The organism is Streptomyces sp. NPDC026673, from assembly GCF_040638135.1.
GTDB lineage: Bacteria > Actinomycetota > Actinomycetes > Streptomycetales > Streptomycetaceae > Actinacidiphila.
Window position 1 is genome coordinate 1 of record NZ_JBEZXR010000028.1, and the last position, 22,302, is coordinate 22,302.

General features: G+C 71.0%; 20 protein-coding genes. 6 read left to right on the forward strand and 14 right to left on the reverse strand.

The annotated features are described in order from the left end of the window. Positions 1-372 precede the first annotated feature (372 nt). Positions 373-1,608, forward strand: a complete 1,236-nt coding sequence (locus AB0F62_RS20175) for a nucleotide sugar dehydrogenase (protein ID WP_361800493.1) — start codon at positions 373-375, stop codon at positions 1,606-1,608. A gap of 12 nt (positions 1,609-1,620) precedes the next feature. Here AB0F62_RS20175 and AB0F62_RS20180 read toward each other — a convergent pair whose 3' ends face one another. From AB0F62_RS20180 to AB0F62_RS20230, 11 genes are all read right to left on the reverse strand, one after another. Continuing rightward, a complete protein-coding gene (locus AB0F62_RS20180) occupies positions 1,621-2,712 on the reverse strand; it encodes an NDP-sugar synthase (protein WP_361800496.1) in 1,092 nt (363 codons plus the stop codon). Further along, complete coding sequence (locus tag AB0F62_RS20185; RefSeq protein ID WP_361800499.1) at positions 2,709-3,263, reverse strand: GtrA family protein; 555 nt, start codon at positions 3,261-3,263, stop codon at positions 2,709-2,711. The genes AB0F62_RS20180 and AB0F62_RS20185 overlap by 4 nt, the downstream gene beginning before the upstream one ends. A gap of 87 nt (positions 3,264-3,350) precedes the next feature. Then, positions 3,351-4,070: a polyprenol monophosphomannose synthase gene (locus tag AB0F62_RS20190; RefSeq protein ID WP_361800729.1), complete on the reverse strand. Its 720-nt coding sequence runs from the start codon at positions 4,068-4,070 to the stop codon at positions 3,351-3,353. A gap of 59 nt (positions 4,071-4,129) precedes the next feature. After that, positions 4,130-5,452 carry a UDP-glucose/GDP-mannose dehydrogenase family protein gene (locus AB0F62_RS20195; RefSeq protein WP_361800732.1) on the reverse strand — a complete coding sequence of 441 codons (1,323 nt, stop codon included), beginning with the start codon at positions 5,450-5,452 and terminating at the stop codon, positions 4,130-4,132. 37 nt (positions 5,453-5,489) lie between these two features. After that, positions 5,490-7,286, reverse strand: a complete 1,797-nt coding sequence (locus tag AB0F62_RS20200; protein ID WP_361800502.1) for a glycosyltransferase family 39 protein — start codon at positions 7,284-7,286, stop codon at positions 5,490-5,492. Then, complete coding sequence (locus AB0F62_RS20205; protein WP_361800505.1) at positions 7,286-8,290, reverse strand: glycosyl hydrolase; 1,005 nt, start codon at positions 8,288-8,290, stop codon at positions 7,286-7,288. Before AB0F62_RS20205 ends, AB0F62_RS20200 begins: the two co-directional genes overlap by 1 nt. Next, positions 8,287-9,702, reverse strand: coding sequence for a glycosyltransferase family 2 protein (locus tag AB0F62_RS20210; RefSeq protein WP_361800735.1), 1,416 nt, complete (start codon positions 9,700-9,702; stop codon positions 8,287-8,289). Before AB0F62_RS20210 ends, AB0F62_RS20205 begins: the two co-directional genes overlap by 4 nt. Before the next feature lie 572 nt (positions 9,703-10,274). Further along, positions 10,275-11,396 (reverse strand): GuaB3 family IMP dehydrogenase-related protein, encoded by a 1,122-nt coding sequence (locus tag AB0F62_RS20215; protein ID WP_361800508.1) that lies wholly within the window; start codon positions 11,394-11,396, stop codon positions 10,275-10,277. A 116-nt stretch (positions 11,397-11,512) separates the two neighbouring features. Further along, entirely contained in the window at positions 11,513-13,015 is a 1,503-nt protein-coding gene (guaB, locus tag AB0F62_RS20220) for an IMP dehydrogenase (protein WP_361800511.1), read from the reverse strand. Between the two features lie 98 nt (positions 13,016-13,113). Further along, positions 13,114-13,728 carry a sigma-70 family RNA polymerase sigma factor gene (locus AB0F62_RS20225; RefSeq protein ID WP_361800514.1) on the reverse strand — a complete coding sequence of 205 codons (615 nt, stop codon included), beginning with the start codon at positions 13,726-13,728 and terminating at the stop codon, positions 13,114-13,116. 261 nt (positions 13,729-13,989) lie between these two features. Next, entirely contained in the window at positions 13,990-14,601 is a 612-nt protein-coding gene (locus tag AB0F62_RS20230; protein WP_003948568.1) for a response regulator transcription factor, read from the reverse strand. A gap of 470 nt (positions 14,602-15,071) precedes the next feature. Here AB0F62_RS20230 and AB0F62_RS20235 point away from each other — a divergent pair, with 470 nt between their 5' ends. After that, on the forward strand, positions 15,072-15,386 hold the full coding sequence (locus tag AB0F62_RS20235; RefSeq protein WP_319138961.1) for a WhiB family transcriptional regulator: 315 nt from the start codon (positions 15,072-15,074) through the stop codon (positions 15,384-15,386). Positions 15,387-15,454: 68 nt separating this feature from the next. Here the strand turns inward: AB0F62_RS20235 and AB0F62_RS20240 are convergent, their stop codons facing one another. Next, positions 15,455-16,378: a LysR family transcriptional regulator gene (locus tag AB0F62_RS20240; RefSeq protein ID WP_361800518.1), complete on the reverse strand. Its 924-nt coding sequence runs from the start codon at positions 16,376-16,378 to the stop codon at positions 15,455-15,457. Positions 16,379-16,462: 84 nt separating this feature from the next. On the opposite strand from AB0F62_RS20240, the gene AB0F62_RS20245 reads away from it, so the two are divergent. From AB0F62_RS20245 to AB0F62_RS20260, 4 genes are all read left to right on the forward strand, one after another. Then, a complete protein-coding gene (locus AB0F62_RS20245) occupies positions 16,463-17,518 on the forward strand; it encodes an aminotransferase class V-fold PLP-dependent enzyme (RefSeq protein ID WP_361800521.1) in 1,056 nt (351 codons plus the stop codon). A 49-nt stretch (positions 17,519-17,567) separates the two neighbouring features. Then, the gene (locus tag AB0F62_RS20250; RefSeq protein ID WP_361800524.1) at positions 17,568-18,227 is read left to right on the forward strand and encodes an MOSC domain-containing protein; all 660 of its coding nucleotides are present in this window, start codon (positions 17,568-17,570) and stop codon (positions 18,225-18,227) included. Between the two features lie 10 nt (positions 18,228-18,237). Then, a complete protein-coding gene (locus AB0F62_RS20255; RefSeq protein ID WP_361800527.1) occupies positions 18,238-19,023 on the forward strand; it encodes an SDR family oxidoreductase in 786 nt (261 codons plus the stop codon). Positions 19,024-19,108: 85 nt separating this feature from the next. Next, complete coding sequence (locus tag AB0F62_RS20260) at positions 19,109-19,813, forward strand: ester cyclase (protein WP_361800530.1); 705 nt, start codon at positions 19,109-19,111, stop codon at positions 19,811-19,813. A gap of 78 nt (positions 19,814-19,891) precedes the next feature. Here the strand turns inward: AB0F62_RS20260 and groL are convergent, their stop codons facing one another. Further along, positions 19,892-21,520, reverse strand: a complete 1,629-nt coding sequence (gene groL, locus AB0F62_RS20265) for a chaperonin GroEL (RefSeq protein WP_361800533.1) — start codon at positions 21,518-21,520, stop codon at positions 19,892-19,894. Positions 21,521-21,644: 124 nt separating this feature from the next. Then, on the reverse strand, positions 21,645-21,953 hold the full coding sequence (gene groES, locus AB0F62_RS20270) for a co-chaperone GroES (protein WP_319158003.1): 309 nt from the start codon (positions 21,951-21,953) through the stop codon (positions 21,645-21,647). Positions 21,954-22,302: the final 349 nt, after the last annotated feature.

The window sequence follows — 22,302 nt, forward strand, 5'->3', positions numbered from 1 at the left end:
GTGCGGCATCCGGGACGACAAGAGCAGGTGCCCGCCATGCACATAAATATGCGGTCCAGAATGCCCAGCCCCGGAGGCCCCGACCCCGGCCCACCCACACACGCAGCGGCGCGGTCACTGACCGCGCCGGATGGGGGCACCCCCGGCCGAAGGTTGGGGGAGGGAGGGCGGGCGGGAAACCCCCAACCGAAACCACAGCGGCGCCGCACACGGCAACGGGCCGCAAGGGGCACCCCGCGCACCCCGCGCACCCCCCGGGCGGGAGCCCGCGTGGCGTGCAGTCATATCAGCTACCTGTCTGGTTAGCCTGATTTCGCGCCATTTGGGTACCCATGCGTACCAGGACGCGCCCCGCCGCCCGAGAGGACCCCCATGCCCACAGACCTCGCAGTCATCGGACTCGGCCACGCCGGGCTGCCCCTCGCGCAGGCGGCCGGCACCGCCGGGCTGGGGGTGATCGGGTACGACCCGGACGAGCGGGTGGTGGAGGCGATCAACTCCGGCACCCGGGTGCCCTGCGGGGCGCTGGCCGCCGCGGACGTGCGGCGGATGCTCGCGGGCGGATTCCGGGCGACCGCGGACCCGGGCGCGCTGGGCCGGGTGCGGGCGGCCGTGCTGTGTCCGCCGACCCCGCTCGGGGAGCGCGGCGAGCCGGACCTGACGGCGCTGGCGGAGGCCGCCCGCGCGCTGGCCGCGCAGCTGCGGCCGCACACCACGGTGGTCTTGGAGTCGCCGGTGTACCCGGGGACCACGGAGGACTTCCTGCGCCCGCTGCTGGAGGAGGGGTCCGGGCTGCGGGCCGGGCACGGCTTCCACCTGGCGTACGCCCCGGCCCGGCACCCCGGTACGCCGAAGGTGATCGGCGGGCTCACTCCCGCCTGCACGGAGGCCGCCGCCGCCTTCTACGGCCGGTTCACCGAGCGGATCGTCCGGGCCCGGGGCGTGCGGGAGGCGGAGACCGTGCAGTTGCTGGAGACCAACTACCGGCACGTCAACATCGCCCTGGCCAACGAGATGGCGGTGTTCTGCCACGACATCGGGGTGGACGTCTGGGACGTCATCCGCTGCGCCGAGACCCGCCCCCAAGGCTTCCAGGCGTTCCGCCCCGGCCCCGGTGTCGGCGGCCACACGATGCCGCTGGACCCGGGCCACCCGCCGTACCAGGGCCGCGTCCGCGGCCACCCGCTGCGCCTGGTCGAGTACGCGCAGGAGGTCAACGCCCGCATGCCGCGGTACGTGGTGCAGCGCGCCGCGGCCCTGCTCAACGAGCACGGCAAGTCGCTGCGCGGGGCCCGGGTCCTGCTGCTGGGCGTGACCTACAAGCCCGATCTGCCCGACCAGGAGCGCTCGCCCGCCCCCGAGATCGGCGCCCGCCTCGTCGAGTTGGGCGCGCAGCTGAGCTACCACGACCCCTACACCCCGCAGTGGCGGGTGCTGGACCGCCCGGTCCCGCGCGCCGACTCCCTGTGGGAGGCCGCGGCGCATGCCGACCTGACGGTCCTGCTCCAGCACCACCGCACGTACGACATGCAGGGTCTGGCGGTGAAGGCCCAGTTGATGCTGGACACCCGCGGGGCCACCCCGGTCGGGGCGGCCGCGCGGCTGTGAGCCGCCCGGGACTCAGGCCGGGGAGGTGGGGGCCGAGAGGCGGACCGCCCTCTCGGGAAGGCGGACGCCGCAGTCGACGCGCACGCCCGTCGGGAGCTCGTTGTGCGGGCCCACGTGGGCGTGGTCGCCCACCACCGCGCCGACCACGCTGGTGCGCTCGCCGACGACCGCCCCTCGTCCCACCACGGACCGCTGCACCAGCGCCCCCCGCCCGATGCTCGCCCCGGGCAGCACGACACTGCCCTCGACCACGGCACCGGCCTCCACGACGGCGCCCTCGCACACCGCGGTGCCCCCCGTCAGCACCGCCGTCGGGTCGACCCGTGCCCCCGGCAGGACCAGGGCCTCCCCCGTCGGACCGGGGAGCGCGGGCGAGGACACCAACCCGCGCACCAGATCGGCCGACCCGGTGACGAAGGCCGCCGGCGTGCCGAGGTCCAGCCAGTACGTCTCGTCGACGACGCCGCGCAGCAGGGCGCCGGCCGCCAAAAGGCCGGGGAACGTCTCCCGCTCGACGGAGACCACCCGGTCCCCGGGGATGGAGTCGATGACGGAGCGGGTGAACACGTAGCAGCCCGCGTTGATCTGGTCGGTGACGATCTCCTCCGGCCGCTCCGGCTTCTCCAGGAACGTCGTGACCCTGCCCCGCTCGTCGGTGGGGACCAGCCCGAAGGCCCGGGGGTCCGAGACCCGGGTCAGGTGCAGGCTGACGTCGGCTCCGGAGGCGCGGTGTCCGTCCCGGAGGCCGCGGATGTCGAGGCCGCTGAGGATGTCGCCGTTGAAGACCAGGACCGGCTCGTCGGGGCCGCAGGTCAGATGGCGGGCGGCGTTGCGGATCGCGCCCCCGGTGCCGAGGGGCTCGGTCTCGGTGACGTAGACCAGTTCCAGGCCCAGTCCGGCGCCGTCGCCGTACTCCCGCTCGAACAGCTCCGCGAGGTAGGACGTCGCGAAGACCATCCGGGTCACCCCCGCGGCCGCGGCGCGGGCCAGCTGATGGGTGAGCAGCGGCACACCGGCGACGAGCAGCAGGGGCTTGGGGGTGAAGGTGCACAGCGGATGCAGCCGGGTGCCCTTGCCGCCGACGAGGAGAATCGCTTCGCTCATGTCTTCTCCCAGGAAACGTTCAGGAGGGGTTCGGAGGGCGGCGCTGCCGGCGGAGTGTGGTGGGCGGGCGCTCCGCCGCGCTGGACGGGTACGGTCGCCCCCGTGTCACCGGTGGCGGTCTTGAAGACCCACGTCCGGTAGGACCAGAAGCGGAAGAGGGTGGCGACGCCGATGCCGACGAACTTGAAGGCGTTGTTGGCGAGCGCGCCGTCCCAGCCGAATCCGTATGTGGTGATGTAGAGCACGGAGTTCTCGATCACCAGGCCGACCGCGCTGAAGAAGAGGAAGAGCCCGAGCTCCCTCTTCTGGCCGCCCTGGCCGTCCTGGCCGCGGTCGCGGTAGGTGAAGTACCGCAGGCCGAGGTAGTTGGTCATGATCGCCACGACCGTCGCCAGGACGCTCGCCCGCACGGTCTGCCAGTGGGCGACGTGCCTGATGAAGTTGAAGACCCCGAGATTGACCACGAATCCCGAGAGCCCCACCAGGCCGAACTTCGCGATCTCGCGGTACAGGTGCCCCAACCGCGAAGGAAGCGCGTGCCGTCCGCTCATGGTGAAGTCATGTCCCTTGTCTCGGCAGTCTCGTGACTCGTGGCCTCTGGGTCGTCCGCCGGCCCGCCGCGGCCGGCGGTCTCCGGTTCAGCTCCGGCGGTTGCGCATCCGCAGTCGCAGCGGCACCAGCGCCGACTCGATCTGCGTCGCGAGGTTCATCTTGGAGACGCCCTCGGTGCGCTCCTCGAAGCGGATCGGGATCTCGACGCCGTTGTGGCCGTTGCGCGCCGCGAGGAACTTCAGCTCCACCTGGAAGCTGTAGCCGGCGCTGTCCAGCGTCCGCAGGTCCACGTCGCGCAGCGTCTCGGCACGCCAGAGGTTGAAGCCCGCGGTGATGTCGCGGATCTTGGTGTCGAGGATGGTCCGCGCGTAGCGGTTGGCGAAACGCGACAGCAACTGCCGGTGCCTGCCCCACTCCTCGTCCAGGGAGCCGCCGTCCACGTACCGGCTGCCCACGACGAAGCCCGCCCCGGTGGACAGCGCGGTGCCCAGCATCTGCGGGATCACGTCGGCCGGGTGGCTGCCGTCGGCGTCCATCTGCACCACGAACTCGGCACCCTCGTCGAGCGCGGCCAGCATGCCCTCCGTGTAGGCCCTGCCCAGGCCGTCCTTGGCGGTGCGGTGCAGTACACTCATGCGCGGATACAGGCCGAACTCGTTGTACTTCTCAGCCAGTTGCTCGGCGAGCGCACCCGTTCCGTCGGGGCTCGAGTCGTCCACGACCTTCAGATGCAGGCCGGGCAGCGGCAGCCGCATCACGATGTCCGCGATCCTCGGCAGATTCGCCGCCTCGTTGTACGTGGGCATGACGACCGTCAGTGGAACGTTCCCCCACGACGGGGGGAAGTGGGCCGGATCGAGAGTGTTCACGGTCGCTCCTGTCTCGGTTGGGCCGGACGGCCCAGGGCGTGAAATTCCCAGCCGGCGGCGGCCCAACGGGCGCCGTCCAGGAAGCCCCGGCCGTCGATGATCCGGGGACGGGCGGTGGCGGCGGCCAGTTCGGCCGGATCCAGCGCCCCGAACTGCGGCCATTCGGTGAGGTGCAGCACCAGGTCGGCGCCCCGCACCGCGTCCGGGGCCGAGACGGCGTAGCCCAGCGCCGGGTACGCCTTGCGGGCGTTGTCCATGGCCTCGGGGTCGAAGACGGTGACCTCGGCGCCCTGGAGGTGGATGCGACAGGCGATGTCCAGGGCCGGCGAGTCACGGATGTCGTCCGAGTCGGGTTTGAACGCCGCGCCCAGCACGGCCACCCGCTTGCCTTCGAGGCTGCCGCCGCACAGTTCGCGCGACAGCTCCACCGTCCGCTCGCGACGCCGCAGATTGATGGCGTCGACCTCGCGGAGGAAGGCCAGCGACCGACCGGTGCCCAGTTCCTCGGCACGCGCGGCGAAAGCCCGGATGTCCTTGGGCAGACAGCCGCCGCCGAAGCCGATCCCGGCACGCAGGAAGCGGGACCCGATGCGCTCGTCGTGGCCGATCGCACGGGCCAGCACCGAGACGTCGGCGCCGGTTGCCTCGCACACCTCGGCCATCGCGTTGATGAAGGAGATCTTGGTGGCGAGGAAGGCGTTGGCCGCCGTCTTCACCAGCTCCGCCGTGGGGAAGTCGGCGGTGACCACGGGCGTGCCCGCGTCGATGACCGGGGCGTAGACCTCCCGCAGCAGCGCCTCGGCGGGCTCGGAGCGTACGCCGAGCACCAGCCGGTCGGGGCGCAGCGTGTCCTGCACCGCGAAGCCCTCGCGGAGGAACTCGGGGTTCCACGCCAGCTCGGCCTTCCCCTCCAGTCGCTCGGCGAGCCGCTCGGCCGTCCCCACCGGGACCGTGGACTTGCCGACCACCAGCGCCGGGGCGTCGCCGAGGTGCGCGCGCAGCCCGTCCACGACCGCGTCGACATGGCGCAGGTCGGCGGCATCGGAGTCCTTGCGCTGCGGGGTGCCGACGCACACGAAGTGCACCCGGCCGAAGGCCGCGGCCTCCTCGTACGAGGTCGTGAAGCGCAGCCGCCCGGAGGCAGTGTGCTTGGCCAGCAGTTCCTCGAGCCCGGGCTCGTAGAAGGGGACCCGGCCGGCGCGCAGCGCCGCGATCTTGTCCGGATCCACGTCCACGCCGAGCACGTCGTGACCGAGCTCCGCCATACAGGCGGCATGGGTGGCACCGAGGTATCCGGTGCCGAAGACGGTGAGCCGCAGGGCCACGGTCTCTCCTCACAAAAATCCGTAGGTGCGGCTACTGCTTGATCCAGATGCGGTACTCGCCGTGGCCGGAGGAATTCTTGAAGGGCACGTTGCCCAGCAGCCGGTAGTGGGAGCTGCCCTTCATCTGCCCGGCGATGTACTCGTCCATCTCCGGGGTGGTCACCATGTCCAGGACCACCATGTCGAAGTAGCCGTCCTTGATGGCCTGGCGGTACCCGTCGCGCCCGGTGTGGGTCTTGCCCTTCTTGTCCTCGTAGGAGATGAAGAAGGTCGACGTCCACTGGCGCTGGTTGGTGCGGTCCCTGAGGTAGTAGATGGGCACCTCGTAGGTCTCCGCGAGGTAGCGCCCCTCCTTGCTCACATGGGGCTTGATCGCCGCCACGAGCTGGCTGGAGTCCGACCAGACCCCGAAGCGCCAGGTGGACTGGCTCAGTCCCAGGCACAGCATCACGACCCAGACGAGTATCCCGAGCTGGGGGTAGCGGAAGTGCGCGCCCACCAGCCGGGTCACGCCGATGCCCGCCATCGGCGCCGCGAAGAGCAGGCCGAAGCCGATGTGCTTGAAGAGCGACACCGAGGTGTGCAGGTGGATCTGGTAGGCCGGGGCCAGCAGCGCCGTCCCGCACAGGGTCAACGCGAGCAGCGTCCGCCAGCGCCAGCCCGGACCGCTCATGCGCAGGGAGAGCGGCGACTCGTTCATCCGGCTCCGCCGGATGTACGACACCAGTCCGCCGCAGGCGGTGAGGAACATCAGACCGCCCCAGTCCCTGGACTTCTCGATGAGCGACCAGGTGCTGTCGGTGCCGTGCTCGCGGTTGGTGGTCGTCTGCTGGACGCCGGACAGCACGTCCGTGTACTTCGCCCCGATCAGGATGAGGCCGCCGACGAAGACGGCGAGCAGCACACCGCGCAGCAGCGCACGCCACTTCCGGTGCGGCCAGGAGGTCAGCACCGCGAGCACGACGATCGTCGGCAGGTACAGGGCGGAGGCGTACTTCACCCCGACGGCAAGCACCGCGATCGGGGCCGCGAGCAGCACGGCGGCGATGGGCGCGCGGTCGGTCCGCACCACGATCCAGGTCGTCAGCGCGAGCAGGAACAGCGCGGCGGCGTCGTAGGTGGCGAAGTTGCCCATGACGATCGCCGACTGGGTGACCGCGAACATCGCGGCCGCCACCAGGGCCACCCGCTCGTTGAACATCCGCCGGGTGAAGGCGTAGAGCAGGGTCGTGGTGCCCAGCATGAACGCCAGGCTGAGCAGCCGGGCGCCGATCAGGCCGAAGGTTCCGTCGACGGCGGCCGCCAGCACCGGGTACAGCACGGGCGAGCCCGAGAAGTACGAGTTGTAGTCGATCGGGGTGGGCGTGCCGTGCAGGAGGTTGGCGATCTCCATGTGCCCGGCGTAGAGGTAGAGCGCCTCGTCCTGGAAGGCCGTGTTGTCCAGGCGCAGCGACAGCACTGCCTGGATGGCCAGGATGGCCAGCAGGATGGCGCGGCTGACCCAGTCCCTGCGGCGGCTGGGCGCTGCGTCCCAGCCGGCCTCGGGGCTCTCCGGCACGTGGTAGGCGGGCTCGGGCTCCGGCTCGTGGTCCGGGTACTGGCCGGCGTGGGTGTACGACTCGTACGAGGGGTAGCCCTCGTGCTGCGGGTACGCCTCGTGCTGCGGGTAGCCCTCGTGCTGCGGGTAGGCCTCCTGCTGCGGGTACGCCTCGTGCGCCCCGTAGTCCTCGTAGGTCTCCTCCTGCGGCGGGTAGGGGGCGTATGCCGCCGGCTGCCGGTTCCACCTCTGGCGCGCCGCGTAGCGCGCATCGTTGGTCTCAGGTTCCATCACGGTTTCCGGACGTCGAAGCCGAAGCGGTCGTCGGCGGCGAGGCGCTTGAACTCGGCCAGGGCCAGCGGGCTCACCTTCAGGCGCCAGTCGGCGCGCTTGCGGTAGTCGAACCAGACGAATCCGAGGAGATCGTCATCGGCTGCGACGCCCTCGAAGAGGTTGCGGACGTCGGCACGCCGGCGCTCGCCGGGCTCGGCGGCCGTCTCGACGATGATGAAGGGCTTCTTGCTGAAGGTGCGGACCTCGCGCATCGTCGGGCCGAAGACGCTGTCGAAGGCGTTGTCCGATTGCAGGGTGAAGTAGCCGATCATCCCGATCCAGTCGACGTACCCGTCGCCGGGGTAGTACGGCTTCAGCTTGACCTGCTTCACCGGGTTGATCACGTTGGGCGACCAGGCCCAGATCACGTTGGCGGCGCCGACATCGGCGAAGACGTCGTGGATGTGCCGCCAGGCGGCCACGAACTCGGCGGCCGTGACGTGCTTGGTGCCCCAGTTCTCCCAGCCGCCGTTGAACTCGTCGGCGAAGTCCAGGACCACGGGCAGGTTGAGCTTGCGGACCGCGGTCGCGTACTCCCTGATGTAGTCGTCGTCCTTGCCGGCCGCGATGTCGGCCAGGGAGATGTGGAAGGGCTCCCACGACATCAGCGTGATGGCGCCGGACTGCCAGGCCTTCCGCACGCCCGAGGCGTCGAAACCGGCACCCCACTCCGCGTAGTACGCGACCAGGTTGGGCTGCTTGCCGGTCATCCCGGCGTACTTCTCCACCGGCGCCATCGAATGCGGCGCCTTGTCCTCCGCGACACCGAAGTACTTCTTGTCGGGCCGCAGCAGCGGACGCACGTCATAGGGGAGGGAGGCCGGAGCGCTCGCCTCGTTGGAACCGTCCGGCTTGTGGGCCGCCGGCGAGCCGGACCCGGAGGGGCTGCAGGCGGTGAGCGCCAGCAGGGCCGCCGCCACCAGCCCGGCCGATGTCCGGATGATCCTCGCCGTCGACCTCATGCCGCGCTCCCCGCTCGCGGCTGCACCAGGACACGCCCGACGACCACCGCGTAGAAGAGGCCGGACGAGAGGACGAGGGCGAAGTCCAGCGGGTCCATCGACAGCATCCGCCACACCGCGACGCCGACCCAGAGCAGGGCGGTGCCGCCGCCCCAGGCCCACATGCCGATCCAGAAGCGCCGGGTCTTGTTCTTCTTGGCGCCGGAGGACCCGGTGGGCTGCCAGCCCATCCGGTTCTTGCGGAGGATGTCCCAGATGGCGAAGACGTGCGCCCAGCCGTACATCATGCGGGCGGCCCAGGCCTCGAGACGGTACGGGGCACGGTGCCACAGGGGGAAGATGATCGTGGTGTAGAGGATGCTCGGCACGACGAGCGCCAGGTTCTCCACCCGGAGCTTCTCCGGCATGGCCAGCAGCAGCACGATCGGGATGATGGGCGCCGCGAAGGTGAACAGCGCCGTGTGGATGTAGTAGAAGAAGCCGGACATGTAGCACATGCGGCTGGAGAACTTGATCTTCGAGTCCCAGAACTTGCGGCTTCCCAGCAGGCTCATCGAACCGGAGCACCAGCGGTACTGCTGGTTGAAGAACGCGCCCGCGTTGTCCGGGCACACGCCGGTCGACACGGGGACGGGCACGTAGCGCACGTCCCAGCCGAGGTTGCGGAGGTCGAAGCCGGTGTGCACGTCCTCGGAGTGCTCGATCAGCGTGGTGCCGCCGTTGGTCTCCAGCGCGGCCCGCCGGTAGACGGCGCAACTACCCACACAGATCGCGCCATCGCTGCCCTGCCGGGCGACCTGCACGGAGCGGTAGAACAGCTCCTGCACGGCGCCGGCGCCCCGCTCGATCCAGTTCTGCGAATCGAGGACGCGGAAAAACTGCGGGGACTGGACGATGCCGATGCGCTCGTCCGCCGCCATATACGGAATCAGTTCTTCCAGAAGATCGGAACGCGGTGTGAAATCGGCGTCGAGGATGAGGATGTACTCCCCATCCGTCTGCTCGAAGCCGAAGTGGAGGTTGCCCGCCTTCTTGAACCAGCCGCGATTCTCCCGGGTGCCGTAGCGGAACCCGAAGTCCCTTGCCATGGCGGCCAGCTCGGGGCTCGCGCCGTCGTCGAGGACGAAGGGAACGCACCGGCCGGGGTAGCGGTCGGCGAGGGCGCGCACATGGGTCCACGTGTTGTGGAGGACCTCGATGGGTTCACCGCACACGGGGAGGAAGACGTCGACGGAGGGATACACCTCCGGACGCCATTCGCGCACGAGACGCTTGTGCGCCTTCATGTCGAAGTCCCTGGTCAGCGCGTTGACCCGGAGCGAGATCAGGTAGTACACCACGGTGAAGACCAGCAGTGGCATGTAGATCCACATCCACGGCGTGGACTGCGCCAGCTTGAACTGGCTCACCACCAGGCAGCAGAAGCTGACCAGCGAGAAGATCGTCAGGACCCACAGATGCCGCTTGGCGTACGAATACTTCTCGCGGTCCGTGGGCGGCATCGGCAGCAACCCGAGTTGCAGGGCGTGCTTGCGCGTCGCGTGACGGCGATTCACGGCAGGCTGCCGCCCCCGGCTTCCCCCCGCGAACACAGGTTGAAGAGAACTCATTTTCACTCCCCGGACCGGCGGCCCGTATACCCCCACCCTTTACTCGGCCTCCACAAGTCGAACACGCAGCCGAGCATCGGAAGCATATATGAGACTTCTCGCGACGCCAGATACCAGAGGGACCTCGGGTGTCCGTTATGTGCATCTTGCATATAAGTAGAAACGGAAACTTTTGGTTACGGAATGGTTGCCGCCGCGGTTGGCTCGAACTGATCGGCCCAGGCTGCGCGTTCACGGCAGGGGCGGTCCCGCGTCCGGACCGGCGGACGGCGCGACGTGTCCGACATCACGTGAGTCGGTCCGCGGCGTCCGCGCATGACGAAGGGCCCGGACCACGCGCGGTGGTCCGGGCCCCGGTACGGCTTCGGGAGCGGTCAGCGGTGCTGCGCCGGCGACACCGTCACCTCGACCCGCTGGAACTCCTTGAGCTCGGAGTAGCCGGTCGTGGCCATCGCACGGCGCAGCGCGCCGAAGAAGTTCATCGAGCCGTCGGGAGCGTGGGAGGGGCCGAGCAGGATCTCCTCGGTCGTGCCCGCGGTGCCCAGGTTCATGCGCTTGCCGCGCGGCAGCTCCTCGTGGGTGGCCTCCATGCCCCAGTGGAAGCCGCGGCCGGGCGCGTCGGTGGCGCGGGCCAGCGGGGAGCCCATCATGACCGAGTCGGCACCGCAGGCGATCGCCTTGGGCAGGTCACCGCTGGAGCCGAAGCCGCCGTCGGCGATGACGTGCACATAGCGGCCGCCGGACTCGTCCATGTAGTCGCGGCGGGCCGCGGCCACATCGGCGACCGCGGTCGCCATGGGGACCTGGATGCCGAGCACGTTGCGGGTGGTGTGCGCGGCGCCGCCGCCGAAGCCGACGAGGACGCCCGCCGCGCCGGTGCGCATCAGGTGCAGCGCCGCGGTGTACGTGGCGCAGCCGCCGACGATGACCGGGACGTCCAGCTCGTAGATGAACTGCTTCAGGTTGAGCGGCTCGTGCGAGCCGGACACGTGCTCCGCGGAGACCGTCGTGCCGCGGATGACGAAGATGTCCACGCCCGCGTCGACCACGGCCTTGGAGAACTGGGCGGTGCGCTGCGGGGAGAGCGCCGCGGCGGTGACCACGCCGGCGTCGCGCACCTCCTTGATGCGCTGGCCGATCAGCTCCTCCTTGATCGGCGCCGCGTACAGCTCCTGCAGGCGCCGGGTGACGGCGGCGTCGTCCAGCTCGGCGATCTCGGCGAGCAGCGGCTCGGGGTCCTCGTAGCGGGTCCACAGGCCCTCGAGGTTGAGCACGCCCAGGCCGCCGAGGTTGCCGATGCGGATCGCGGTCTCCGGGGAGACCACCGAGTCCATCGGGGCCGCGAGGAAGGGCAGCTCGAAGCGGTAGGCGTCGATCTGCCACGCGATCGAGACCTCCTTGGGGTCCCGCGTGCGGCGGCTCGGGACGACGGCGATGTCGTCGAATGCGTACGCCCTGCGGCCGCGCTTGCCCCGCCCGATCTCGATCTCAGTCACTGTCGCTATGCCTTTCCTTCGTGGCTTGCCCGTCCAGTATCCCAGGGAGGGCAGGCGAAAGCCCGCGGCCGTACGGGGCCGCGGGCTCCCGGTGATCCGTGGATCCGGTGGATCCGTCAGCGCCCGTGGTAGTTCGGCGCCTCGGTGGTCATCTGGATGTCGTGCGGGTGGCTCTCCTTGAGGCCGGCCGCGGTGATGCGCACGAAGCGGCCCTTCTCCTTGAGCTCGGGGATCGTCGCGGAGCCGACATAGCCCATGGAGGAGCGCAGGCCGCCGATGAGCTGGTGGGCGACCGCGGAGAGCGGGCCGCGGTAGGGGACCTGGCCCTCGATGCCCTCGGGGACGAGCTTGTCCTCGGAGAGGATGTTGTCCTGGAAGTAGCGGTCCTTGGAGTAGGACTTGGCCTGGCCGCGCGACTGCATCGCGCCGAGGGAGCCCATGCCGCGGTAGGACTTGAACTGCTTGCCGTTGATGAAGAGCAGCTCGCCCGGCGACTCCTCGCACCCCGCGAGCAGGCTGCCCAGCATGACGGTGTCCGCGCCGGCCGCGATGGCCTTCGCGATGTCGCCGGAGTACTGCAGGCCGCCGTCGCCGATCACCGGGACGCCCGCCGGGCCCGCCGCGAGGGAGGCCTCGTAGATCGCCGTCACCTGCGGCGCGCCGACACCGGCGACCACGCGGGTGGTGCAGATGGAGCCCGGGCCGACGCCGACCTTGATGCCGTCGGCACCGGCGTCGATCAGCGCCTGGGCGCCGTCGCGGGTGGCGACGTTGCCGGCCACCACGTCGATCTTGATGTTGGCCTTGACCTTGGCGACCATGTCGAGGATGCCGCGGCTGTGGCCGTGCGCGCTGTCGACGACCAGGAAGTCCGCGCCCGCCTCGACCAGTCGCTGCGCGCGGAGGAACGCCTCGTCGCCGACGCCCACCGCGGCGCCGACGAGCAGCCGGCCCTCGGCGTCCTTCGCGGCGTTGGGGTACTTCTCGGCCTTCACGAAGTCCTTGACCGTGATCAGGCCCTTGAGCCGGCCCTCGTCGTCGACGAGCGGCAGCTTCTCGATCTTGTGCCGGCGCAGCAGCTCCATCGCCTCGACACCGGAGATGCCGACCTTGCCGGTGACCAGCGGCATCGGCGTCATGACCTCGCGGACCTGGCGGGAGCGGTCGCTCTCGAAGGCCATGTCGCGGTTGGTGACGATACCGAGCAGCTTGCCGGCGGCGTCCGTGACCGGGACACCGCTGATGCGGAACTTGCCGCACAGGGCGTCGGCCTCGGCCAGGGTGGCGTCGGGGTGGACCGTGATCGGGTCGGTCACCATGCCGGACTCGGACCGCTTCACCAGGTCGACCTGGTTGACCTGGTCCTCGATGGAGAGGTTGCGGTGGAGGACGCCGACACCGCCCTGACGGGCCATCGCGATGGCCATCCGCGCCTCGGTGACCTTGTCCATCGCCGCCGACAGCAACGGGATGTTCACGCTGACGTTCCGGGAGACCCTCGACCGGGTGTCGACCTGGTTCGGCACGACGTCCGACGCACCCGGGAGCAGCAGTACATCGTCGTAGGTGAGTCCGAGCAGCCCGAACTTCTCGGCTACTCCGTCGGCGTTCAGTGTCATGACACCTTCCCCATGGTCTTGCCCGGCGAGATGTTCAATGCTAATGGCTCCCGCGGGAAACCCATTCCGCCCCCTGACGAGGGCGAAGGGGGAGCTCCCTAGGCGCTCAGACCGGGCGCGCCCGCGGCGGCTTCCTCCGCCAGCGCCCGCAGCCGGGACAGCGCTCGGTGCTGCGCCACGCGGACGGCCCCCGGCGACATGCCGAGCACCTGACCGGTCTCCTCGGCGGTGAGGCCCACGGCGACGCGGAGCAGCACCAGCTCGCGCTGGTGCTCCGGGAGATTCGCCAGCAGCTTCCTGGCCCACTCCGCGTCGCTGCTGAGCAGCGCCCGCTCCTCGGGGCCGAGCGAGTCGTCCGGCTGCTCGGGCATCTCGTCGGAGGGCACCGCCGTCGAGCCCGGGCCGCGCATGGCGGCCCGCTGCAGATCGGCGACCTTGTGCGCCGCGATGCCGAAGACGAAGGCCTCGAAGGGCCGGCCCTGGTCCCGGTAGCGGGGCAGGGCGCACAGCACCGCGAGGCAGACCTCCTGCGCCAGGTCGTCCACGAAGTGGCGCGCGTCGCCCGGCAGCCGCGACAGCCTGGTACGGCAGTAGCGCTCGGCGAGCGGGTGCACATGGGCGAGCAGGTCGTGGGTCGCCTGCTCGTCCCCCTCCACGGCTCGACGTACGAGAGCCCCTATGGCTGTCTCATTGCCGGTGGCCTCGTCGCGCATCCATCCATAGTGCATCGCCGCGGGCCGCTCCGTGGGCTCACACCCGTGGTTCTGGTCCGAAGCGTTATGCGGCGAGCCGTGTGGAACGTTTCGAGGGACCGCACCGGCCGTAGTCATGTCGTGCACCCGCCGCCCCGCCCGCCCGTGTCCCCGAGAGTCCATACCTCAAGCATGCGCCCTCGGCGCGGAAACCGGTACGAGCGGGGCAGCCGCACAGCCGCCCCACAGCTCATCGGCCCCTCAGCCCTCAAAGCCGCTGCCTCAGCGCACCAGGCCCCAGCGGAACCCGAGCGCCACCGCGTGGGCCCGGTCCGAGGCGCCGAGCTTCTTGAAGAGGCGTCGCGCGTGCGTCTTGACGGTGTCCTCGGAGAGGAAGAGCTCACGACCGATCTCGGCGTTGGAGCGGCCGTGGCTCATGCCCTCCAGCACCTGGATCTCGCGGGCGGTCAGCGTCGGGGCGGCGCCCATCTCCGCGGAGCGCAGCCGGCGCGGCGCCAGCCGCCACGTGGGGTCGGCGAGCGCCTGGGTGACCGTGGCCCGCAATTCGGCGCGCGAGGCGTCCTTGTGCAGGTATCCGCGGGCACCGGCGGCGACCGCGAGGGCGACCCCGTCCAGGTCCTCGGCGACCGTGAGCATGATGATGCGGGCGCCGGGGTCGGCGGACAGCAGCCGCCGTACGGTCTCGACACCGCCGAGGCCGGGCATCCGGACGTCCATGAGGATGAGGTCCGAGCGATCGGCGCCCCAGCGGCGGAGGACTTCCTCGCCGTTGGCCGCGGTCGTTACACGCTCGACGCCGGGCACGGTCGCAACCGCGCGGCGCAGGGCCTCTCGGGCAAGCGGGGAGTCGTCGCAGACGAGAACGGAAGTCATGACCGTCCTCCGCAGCTGATCCGCGTCACGTTGAGCCTCCAGGCTGTACGAATCGTTCACCGGTGGGGCTGACGTCCTCGGGCGTCTGCCCGATTAGTTCGACCGCCAACCACTTCCGCACCTTCAACGACCCTCACTCGAAAGAGTTACGGAGTTTGGCGACCGTCTCCCGCACTCTCCGTGCGCGGACCGACACGGATCAGCAACGTCGCAGGTCGCGGCGGCAGACCGGGCCCCAAAACCCGATGCGACGGGCGCCCGCTTGCAGCACAGACCCCCCGCCGACCGGGGGGCAATGTCAGATTTTGCCTGTTTGGAGGCTTTTTACCCGCATGGCGGGAGTTCGTTGGCGATTTTGTGATGAATCATATTTACATCTACTTCGACAGTAGATGTACGGTCGACAGCACCTCCCCCAGAGCTTCGTCTGGGCGGTGTCCCCTGCAGGCCACCTCTCGAGGAGATGAGCAATGGCAGACTTCTCCCGCCTCCCGGGCCCCAACGCCGACCTCTGGGACTGGCAGCTGGTCGCCGCCTGCCGCGGTGTCGACAGCTCCCTGTTCTTCCATCCCGAGGGAGAGCGCGGCGCCGCCCGGAGCGCGCGTGAGGCCGCAGCGAAGGAGGTGTGCATGCGCTGCCCCGTGCGCGCCGAGTGTGCGACGCACGCTCTGACGGTCCGCGAACCCTACGGGGTCTGGGGCGGACTCACCGAGGACGAGCGCGAGGAGATGATGGGCCGGTCCCGCAACCGGGTCATGAGCTCGCACGCCACCGGCAGTCACTGACACACCGGCCACCAGCCACCGAGGAAACGTTTCGTCACAAGCGACGGGGCACCCGCAGCGGTGCGTCCTCAGCCCGCCGTGGGGTCGCGCAGGGCCGCGAGCCGCAGCCGCCCCAGCATCATGTCCACGGCCGGCACTTGGGCAAGGTCGGGCAGCGTCAGCGCCACCACGTGGCGGCGTACCGCCGGGCCGAGTTCCCTGACGGCCACCCCGCGCAGCCGTACCGCCTCCAGCGCGAGGCCGGGCTGCGCCGACACCCCCATCCCCGCCGCCACCAGTCCAATCGCCGCCGGATAGTCGTCCGTGGCGAAGTCGATCCGCGGCGTGAAGCCCTCGCGCGCGCACAGCTCGACCAGATGCCGCCGGCAGTGCGGGCAGCCCGCGATCCACGGCTCCTCCGCCAGGTCGCCGAGCCGCACCGGGCCGTCGCCGCGGGCGAGCGCGTGCCCGGCCGGCAGCACCGCGAAGAGCCGGTCGCGGAGCAGCGGGCGCGCCGACAGCCCCTCCCAGTCGGCCGCGCCCCCGGCGCCGTCGTCGTCCTCGTAGCGGTAGACCAGCGCCAGTTCGCACTCCCCGCCGCGCAGCATCTCCACCGCGTGCGGCGGCTGCGCCTCCGCGAGCGTGATCCGTACGTCCGGGTACGCGGCGCGCATCGCGGCCAGCGCGGTGGGCACCAGCGACGGGCCCGCGCTCGGGAAGGACACCAGCCGCACCCGCCCGGCGCGCAGGCCCCCGATGGCCGCGACCTCCTCCTCGGCGGCGGCCAGCCCCGCGAGGATGCCGCTCGCGTGCCGTGCCAGCGCCTCGCCCGCCTCCGTCAGCCGGGTCGTCCGCCCGCCGCGGACCAGCAGCGGGGTGCCCGCCGCGAGCTCCAGCGCCTTCATCTGCTGGCTGACCGCCGGCTGCGTGCAGCCCAGCTCCCGCGCGGCGCCCGACAGCGAGCCGGTGCGGGCCACGGCGCGCAGCACGCGGAGGTGACGGGCCTCGAACACGCTCCGAGCATAAGCATTGCTTGGGGGTTCCGCCCGGGGATCGATGATGGACTTTGGGCAACCGGGGGCGCACGCTGAGGAACCATGGACATCACCGGGGAATTCGCGCTGGACGCCGGGGTCACCTACCTCAACACCGCCTCGTCGGGCATCGGGCCGCGCCGTGCCGCCGAGGTGCTGCGCAGCGCCGTGGCCGCCTGGTCCGACGGCACCGACGACTGGGTGCGCAACGAGCGCGCCGTGAACGCCGCCCGCGCCGTCTACGCCCGCCTCACCGGCGTCGCCGCCGACCGCGTCTCGGTGGGCTCCTCCGTCACAACGCACGTCGGCATGATCGCCGCGGGTCTCCCGGCCGGAGCGGAAGTCGTGCTGGCCGAGGGCGACTTCAGCTCGCTGGTCAACCCCTTCGCCTCCCGGGCCGACGTCACCACACGCACCGTGCCCCTGGAAGGCGTCGCCGACGCCGTACGTCCCACCACCGACCTCGTCGCGGTCAGCGCGGTGCAGTCCGCGGACGGCCGGGTCGCCGACCTCGCGGCGGTCCGCGAGGCGGCGGCGCGGCACGGGGCGCGCGTCCTCGTCGACGCCACCCAGGCCGCCGGGTGGCTGCCACTGCGCGCGGACGGCTTCGACTACGTCGTGTGCGGCGGCTACAAGTGGCTGCTCGCCCCGCGCGGGGTGTCCTTCCTGACCGTGCGGGAGGGCGCCGAGGACGGGCTGTCGCAGCAGTTCGCCGGCTGGTACGCGGCCGAGGACCCGTGGGGCGACTGCTATGGGCCGGTCGCGCATCTCGCCCGCTCCGCACGGCGGTTCGACGTGCTGCCGCCGCTGCTGCCGTACCTGGCCGGGGCCGCCTCGCTCGGGCTGATCGAGGAACTGGGCGTCGAGGCCGTCGGCGCCCACGACGTCGCGCTGGCCGAGCGCTTCCGGGAGGGTCTGCTGCGACTCGGCCACAAGCCGGTGCCGTCCGGCGCGCGCGCCTCGGCGATCGTCGCCGTCCCGGGCCTGGGCGACGCCGCGCAGCGGCTGGCCGCCGCCGGCATCCGGGTCTCGGCCCGGGCCGGCAATCTGCGGGCGGCCTTCCACCTGTACAACACCGGCGCGGACGTGGACCGGCTGCTCGCCGTGCTCGCCCGCTGAGCCGCAAAACGCTTCGCCGGGCGGCGCACCGGCACCGTACCGTCGGAGCATGAAGCTGCTCTCGGTGAACGTGGGCCGCCCCCGCGCCAACCCGTGGAAGGACTCCGGGACGACGGGCATCGACAAGCATCCCGTGCCGGGCCCGGTCGCGGTGACCGCCCCGGGCCCCAAGGGCACCGGCGCGGTCGGCCTCGCCGGCGACCGGGTGTACGACGTGGCGCACCACGGCGGCGCCGACCAGGCGGTCTACGCCTACGCCCGCGAGGACCTGGACGGTTGGGAACGCGCACTGGACCTGCCGCTGCGCAACGGCATGTTCGGGGAGAACCTGACCACCCTGGGGCTGGAGGTCAACGGCGCCCTGATCGGTGAGCGCTGGCGGATCGGCGGCCCGGGCGGCGCCGTCCTGGAGGTGTCCTGCCCGCGCGTCCCCTGCGCCACGTTCCAGGGCTGGCTGGAACAGGGCGGCTGGATCAAGCGGTTCACCCGGGCCGCGCTGCCCGGCGCCTACCTCAGGGTCGCCGAGCCCGGGGAGATCCGGGCGGGCGACCCGGTCGAGGTCGTCCACCGCCCGGACCACGGGGTGACGGTCGCCCTGACCTTCCGGGCGGTCACCCTGGAGCCGGAGCTGCTCCCCCGGCTGCTCGCGGCGAACGCGCTCCCGGAGGAGGTACGCGCCGCGGCCCGCAGACGCACGGGGGGCCACTAGCCTGCGGGACATGACGACTTCACTCATCACGGGAGCCACCGCGGGCATCGGCGCGGCCTTCGCGCGCCGGCTCGCGAACGACGGTCACGCCCTTGTCCTCGTCGCGCGCGACGAGCAGCGGCTGGAGGAGTGCGCCGCCGAGCTGCGGCGCGCGTACGCGGTGACCGTGGAGGTGCTGCCGGCCGACCTGTCGACGGACAAGGGCATCGAGGCGGTCGAGGCCCGGCTCCGCGACCGTGAGCGCCCGGTCGGCGTGCTGGTCAACAACGCGGGCTTCGGCAACCGGGGAGCCTTCGGCGACGTGCCGATGGCCGACGAGCTGACCATGCTCAAGGTGCACTGCGAGGCCGTGCTGCGGCTGACCGGCGCCGCGACCGGGGCCATGCGGGAGCGCGGACGCGGATTCGTGATCAACGTCGCCTCCGTCGCGGCCTTCGTGCCGCGCGGCACATACGGGGCGAGCAAGGCGTGGGTCGTCAGCTTCACCCAGGGCCTGGCACGCGAACTGGCGGGCACGGGTGTGCGGCTGCTGGCGCTGTGCCCGGGCTTCGTCCGCACCGAGTTCCACGAGCGGGCCGGGATGGACACCGGCAACATCCCCGGCTGGGCGTGGCTCGACGCCGACAAGGTGGTCGCGGCGGCCGTCCGCGATCTGGCCCGCGGCCGTTCCCTGAGCGTGCCCGACCCCCGCTACAAGGCCGCGGTCGCCGCGGCCAAGCTGGCGCCGAGCGGGGCGTTCGGCCGGGTCTCGACGAAGGCGGGGCGGCGCTTCGGGCCGGCCTATCCCCGCGACTAGGACGGTCGCCGGGGGTCGGTCATTCCGCCATAAAATGGGCGGTGGACTCGGGGATCGCCCACCACACGGCCCCCGGGAGGCCGCCATGACATTCGTCCAGATCATCGACTGCAGGACCAGCAGGCACGACGACATGAACCGGCTCATGGACACCTGGATCGAGGCGACGAAGGGCAAGCGCACCGCCACCCACTCCATGGTCGGCCGGGACCGGTCCGGGCCGGACCACCTCGTGGAGATCGTCGAGTTCCCCTCCTACGAGGAGGCGATGCGGAACTCCACGCTCCCCGAGACCAACCGGATCTTCGAGGAGATGGTCGCCCTCTGCGAGGAGATCCCGACCTTCACCGACCTGGACGTCGTCCGCGACGAACAGCTCGGCAAGGAGACGTGCCGCCGCTACCTGAGGGAGCTGTGCGGCCGGGACGACCCCGCCGCGTACGCCGAGATGTTCACGCCGGCGTACATCGACCACGACATCGCGATGGACGTGGACACCATCGGCCCCGACGCCCTGCGCGAGGAGACCCTGGCCTACCGGCACGGCTTCCCGGACTTCGAGTTCACCGTCGAGGACCAGATCGCCGAGGGCGACCGGGTCGTGACCCGCTGGAGCTGGCGCGGCACCAACTCCGGGGAGATGCGCGGAATGCCGCCGAGCGGCAAGGAGGTCTCCGTCGTCGGCACGACGACCTTCCGCTTCGAGGGCGGCAGGATCGCGGAGGGCTGGTGGCACTGGGACTCGCTCGGCATGCTCAGCCAGATGGGCGTCATCAGGCTGCCCTCGTGACGGCCGGGCCGCGCGCCGGCCCCGGGCAGCCCGAAGGCCCCCGTTCCCGGGCGGGAAGGGGGGCCTTCGCGGAACAGCTCAGTGGGAGTGGCCGTGACCGTGGCCGTGACCGGCCTCGGCGGGCTCCTCCTCCTTCTTCTCCACCACGAGGGTCTCGGTGGTGAGGAGCAGGGAGGCGATGGAGGCGGCGTTCTCCAGGGCGGAGCGGGTGACCTTGACCGGGTCGATGACGCCGGCCTTCACCAGGTCGCCGTACTCGCCGGTCGCGGCGTTGAAGCCGTGGCCCTTCTCCAGCTCGCCGACCTTGGAGGTGATGACGTAGCCCTCCAGGCCCGCGTTCTCGGCGATCCAGCGCAGCGGCTCGACCGCGGCGCGGCGCACGACCGCGACACCGGTGGCCTCGTCGCCGGACTTGCCGAGGTTGTCGTCCAGCACCTTGACCGCGTGGACGAGCGCGGAGCCACCACCGGAGACGATGCCCTCCTCGACCGCGGCGCGGGTCGCGGAGATGGCGTCCTCCAGACGGTGCTTCTTCTCCTTGAGCTCGACCTCGGTGGCCGCGCCGACGCGGATGACGCACACGCCGCCGGCCAGCTTGGCGAGGCGCTCCTGGAGCTTCTCGCGGTCCCAGTCGGAGTCGGTCGCGGTGATCTCGGCCTTGATCTGGTTGATCCGGCCGGTGATCTCCGAGGAGTCGCCGGCGCCGTCGACGACGGTGGTGTCGTCCTTGGTGACGGTCACGCGGCGGGCGGTGCCGAGCACGTCCAGGCCGACCTGGTCGAGCTTGAGGCCGACCTCCTCGGCGACGACGGTGCCGCCGGTGAGGGTGGCGATGTCGCCCAGCATGGCCTTGCGGCGGTCGCCGAAGCCGGGGGCCTTGACCGCGACCGCGTTGAAGGTGCCGCGGATCTTGTTGACCACCAGGGTGGACAGGGCCTCGCCCTCGACGTCCTCGGCGATGATCAGCAGCGGCTTGGAGGCGCCGGCCTGCAGGATCTTCTCGAGCAGCGGGAGCAGGTCCTGGATGGAGGAGATCTTGCCCTGGGTGATGAGGATGTACGGGTCCTCCAGGACGGCCTCCTGGCGCTCCTGGTCCGTCACGAAGTACGGCGACAGGTAGCCCTTGTCGAAGGCCATGCCCTCGGTGAAGTCCAGCTCCAGGCCGAAGGTGTTGGACTCCTCGACGGTGATGACACCGTCCTTGCCGACCTTGTCGATCGCCTCGGCGATCAGCTCGCCGACCTGCTTGTCCTGGGCGGACAGGGCGGCGACGGCGGCGACGTCCTCCTTGCCCTCGATCGGGCGGGCGGTGGCGAGCAGCTCGTCCGAGACGGCCTTGACCGCCGCGTCGATTCCCTTCTTCAGGGCGGCCGGGGAGGCGCCGGCGGCGACGTTGCGCAGACCCTCGCGAACCAGCGCCTGGGCCAGCACGGTGGCGGTGGTGGTGCCGTCACCCGCGATGTCGTTGGTCTTGGTCGCCACCTCCTTCACCAGCTGCGCGCCGAGGTTCTCGTACGGGTCGTCGATCTCGACCTCACGCGCGATGGTCACACCGTCGTTGGTGATGGTCGGGGCGCCGAACTTCTTGTCGATGACGACATTGCGGCCCTTGGGGCCGATGGTCACCTTCACGGTGTCGGCGAGCTTGTTGACGCCACGCTCGAGGGCGCGACGGGCGTCCTCGTCGAACTTCAGGATCTTGGCCATACCGGCGGAATTCCTCGTCTTTGGGTTCTCGTCAAAGACCGCGCCCCGGGTCCCCGGTCCGTGCGTGGACTCGGTGTGCCCGGGGCGTGGTCACGGCATTTCTCGGTTAAGAGCGGCGCCGGTTCTACTTCTCGACGATCGCGAGGACGTCGCGAGCCGAGAGGACGAGGTACTCCTCGCCGCTGTACTTGACCTCGGTGCCGCCGTACTTGCTGTACAGCACGATGTCGCCGACCTTGACGTCGAGCGGGATGCGGTTGCCGTCCTCGAAGCGACCCGGGCCGACGGCCAGGACGACGCCCTCCTGGGGCTTCTCCTTGGCGGTGTCCGGGATGACCAGGCCGGAGGCGGTGGTCTGCTCGGCATCCAGCGGCTGGACCACGATGCGGTCCTCGAGCGGCTTGATGGCAACCTTGGTGCTGGTGGTCGTCACGATCCGACCTCCCCCTTCAAAGGGCTCACGGGAGTGTCTGTCTGGGGTGGCGACCTGGTAGGCCCGTCGTCGCGGGTGCCGGACCTGCCCGTCGCGTTTGTGCTGGCACTCGGCATGGCTGAGTGCCAGGTCCGAGATTAGGACGCGCTTAGCACTCGGTCAAGCGGAGTGCCAACGCCGCGCCGTGTTGGACGCGTTTCCGATGGGGGAACGCCCTGCCCCGGCGCCGGGTTCCGGGCCCGGGGCGGCTGCCCGGATCGCCGCGGCGTCCTGCTCGCCGCGCCCGGCGCGGCGAGGGCGGAACCGTCGCGCACCCCGCCCGCGCGGAGCCCACGAGGCCGGTCTCCTC

Bases quoted from the DNA above. Each gene is read 5' to 3' on its own strand.
- AB0F62_RS20260 (WP_361800530.1), top strand. From the start codon at position 19,109: ATGACATTCGTCCAGATCATCGACTGCAGGACCAGCAGGCACGACGAC.
- AB0F62_RS20185 (WP_361800499.1), bottom strand. From the start codon at position 3,263: ATGAGCGGACGGCACGCGCTTCCTTCGCGGTTGGGGCACCTGTACCGC.
- AB0F62_RS20235 (WP_319138961.1), top strand. From the start codon at position 15,072: ATGGCAGACTTCTCCCGCCTCCCGGGCCCCAACGCCGACCTCTGGGAC.
- AB0F62_RS20255 (WP_361800527.1), top strand. From the start codon at position 18,238: ATGACGACTTCACTCATCACGGGAGCCACCGCGGGCATCGGCGCGGCC.
- AB0F62_RS20225 (WP_361800514.1), bottom strand. From the start codon at position 13,728: ATGCGCGACGAGGCCACCGGCAATGAGACAGCCATAGGGGCTCTCGTA.
- AB0F62_RS20205 (WP_361800505.1), bottom strand. From the start codon at position 8,290: ATGAGGTCGACGGCGAGGATCATCCGGACATCGGCCGGGCTGGTGGCG.
- AB0F62_RS20175 (WP_361800493.1), top strand. From the start codon at position 373: ATGCCCACAGACCTCGCAGTCATCGGACTCGGCCACGCCGGGCTGCCC.
- AB0F62_RS20180 (WP_361800496.1), bottom strand. From the start codon at position 2,712: ATGAGCGAAGCGATTCTCCTCGTCGGCGGCAAGGGCACCCGGCTGCAT.
- guaB (WP_361800511.1), bottom strand. From the start codon at position 13,015: ATGACACTGAACGCCGACGGAGTAGCCGAGAAGTTCGGGCTGCTCGGA.
- AB0F62_RS20245 (WP_361800521.1), top strand. From the start codon at position 16,463: ATGGACATCACCGGGGAATTCGCGCTGGACGCCGGGGTCACCTACCTC.
- AB0F62_RS20190 (WP_361800729.1), bottom strand. From the start codon at position 4,070: ATGCCCACGTACAACGAGGCGGCGAATCTGCCGAGGATCGCGGACATC.
- AB0F62_RS20250 (WP_361800524.1), top strand. From the start codon at position 17,568: ATGAAGCTGCTCTCGGTGAACGTGGGCCGCCCCCGCGCCAACCCGTGG.
- AB0F62_RS20200 (WP_361800502.1), bottom strand. From the start codon at position 7,286: ATGGAACCTGAGACCAACGATGCGCGCTACGCGGCGCGCCAGAGGTGG.
- groL (WP_361800533.1), bottom strand. From the start codon at position 21,520: ATGGCCAAGATCCTGAAGTTCGACGAGGACGCCCGTCGCGCCCTCGAG.
- AB0F62_RS20230 (WP_003948568.1), bottom strand. From the start codon at position 14,601: ATGACTTCCGTTCTCGTCTGCGACGACTCCCCGCTTGCCCGAGAGGCC.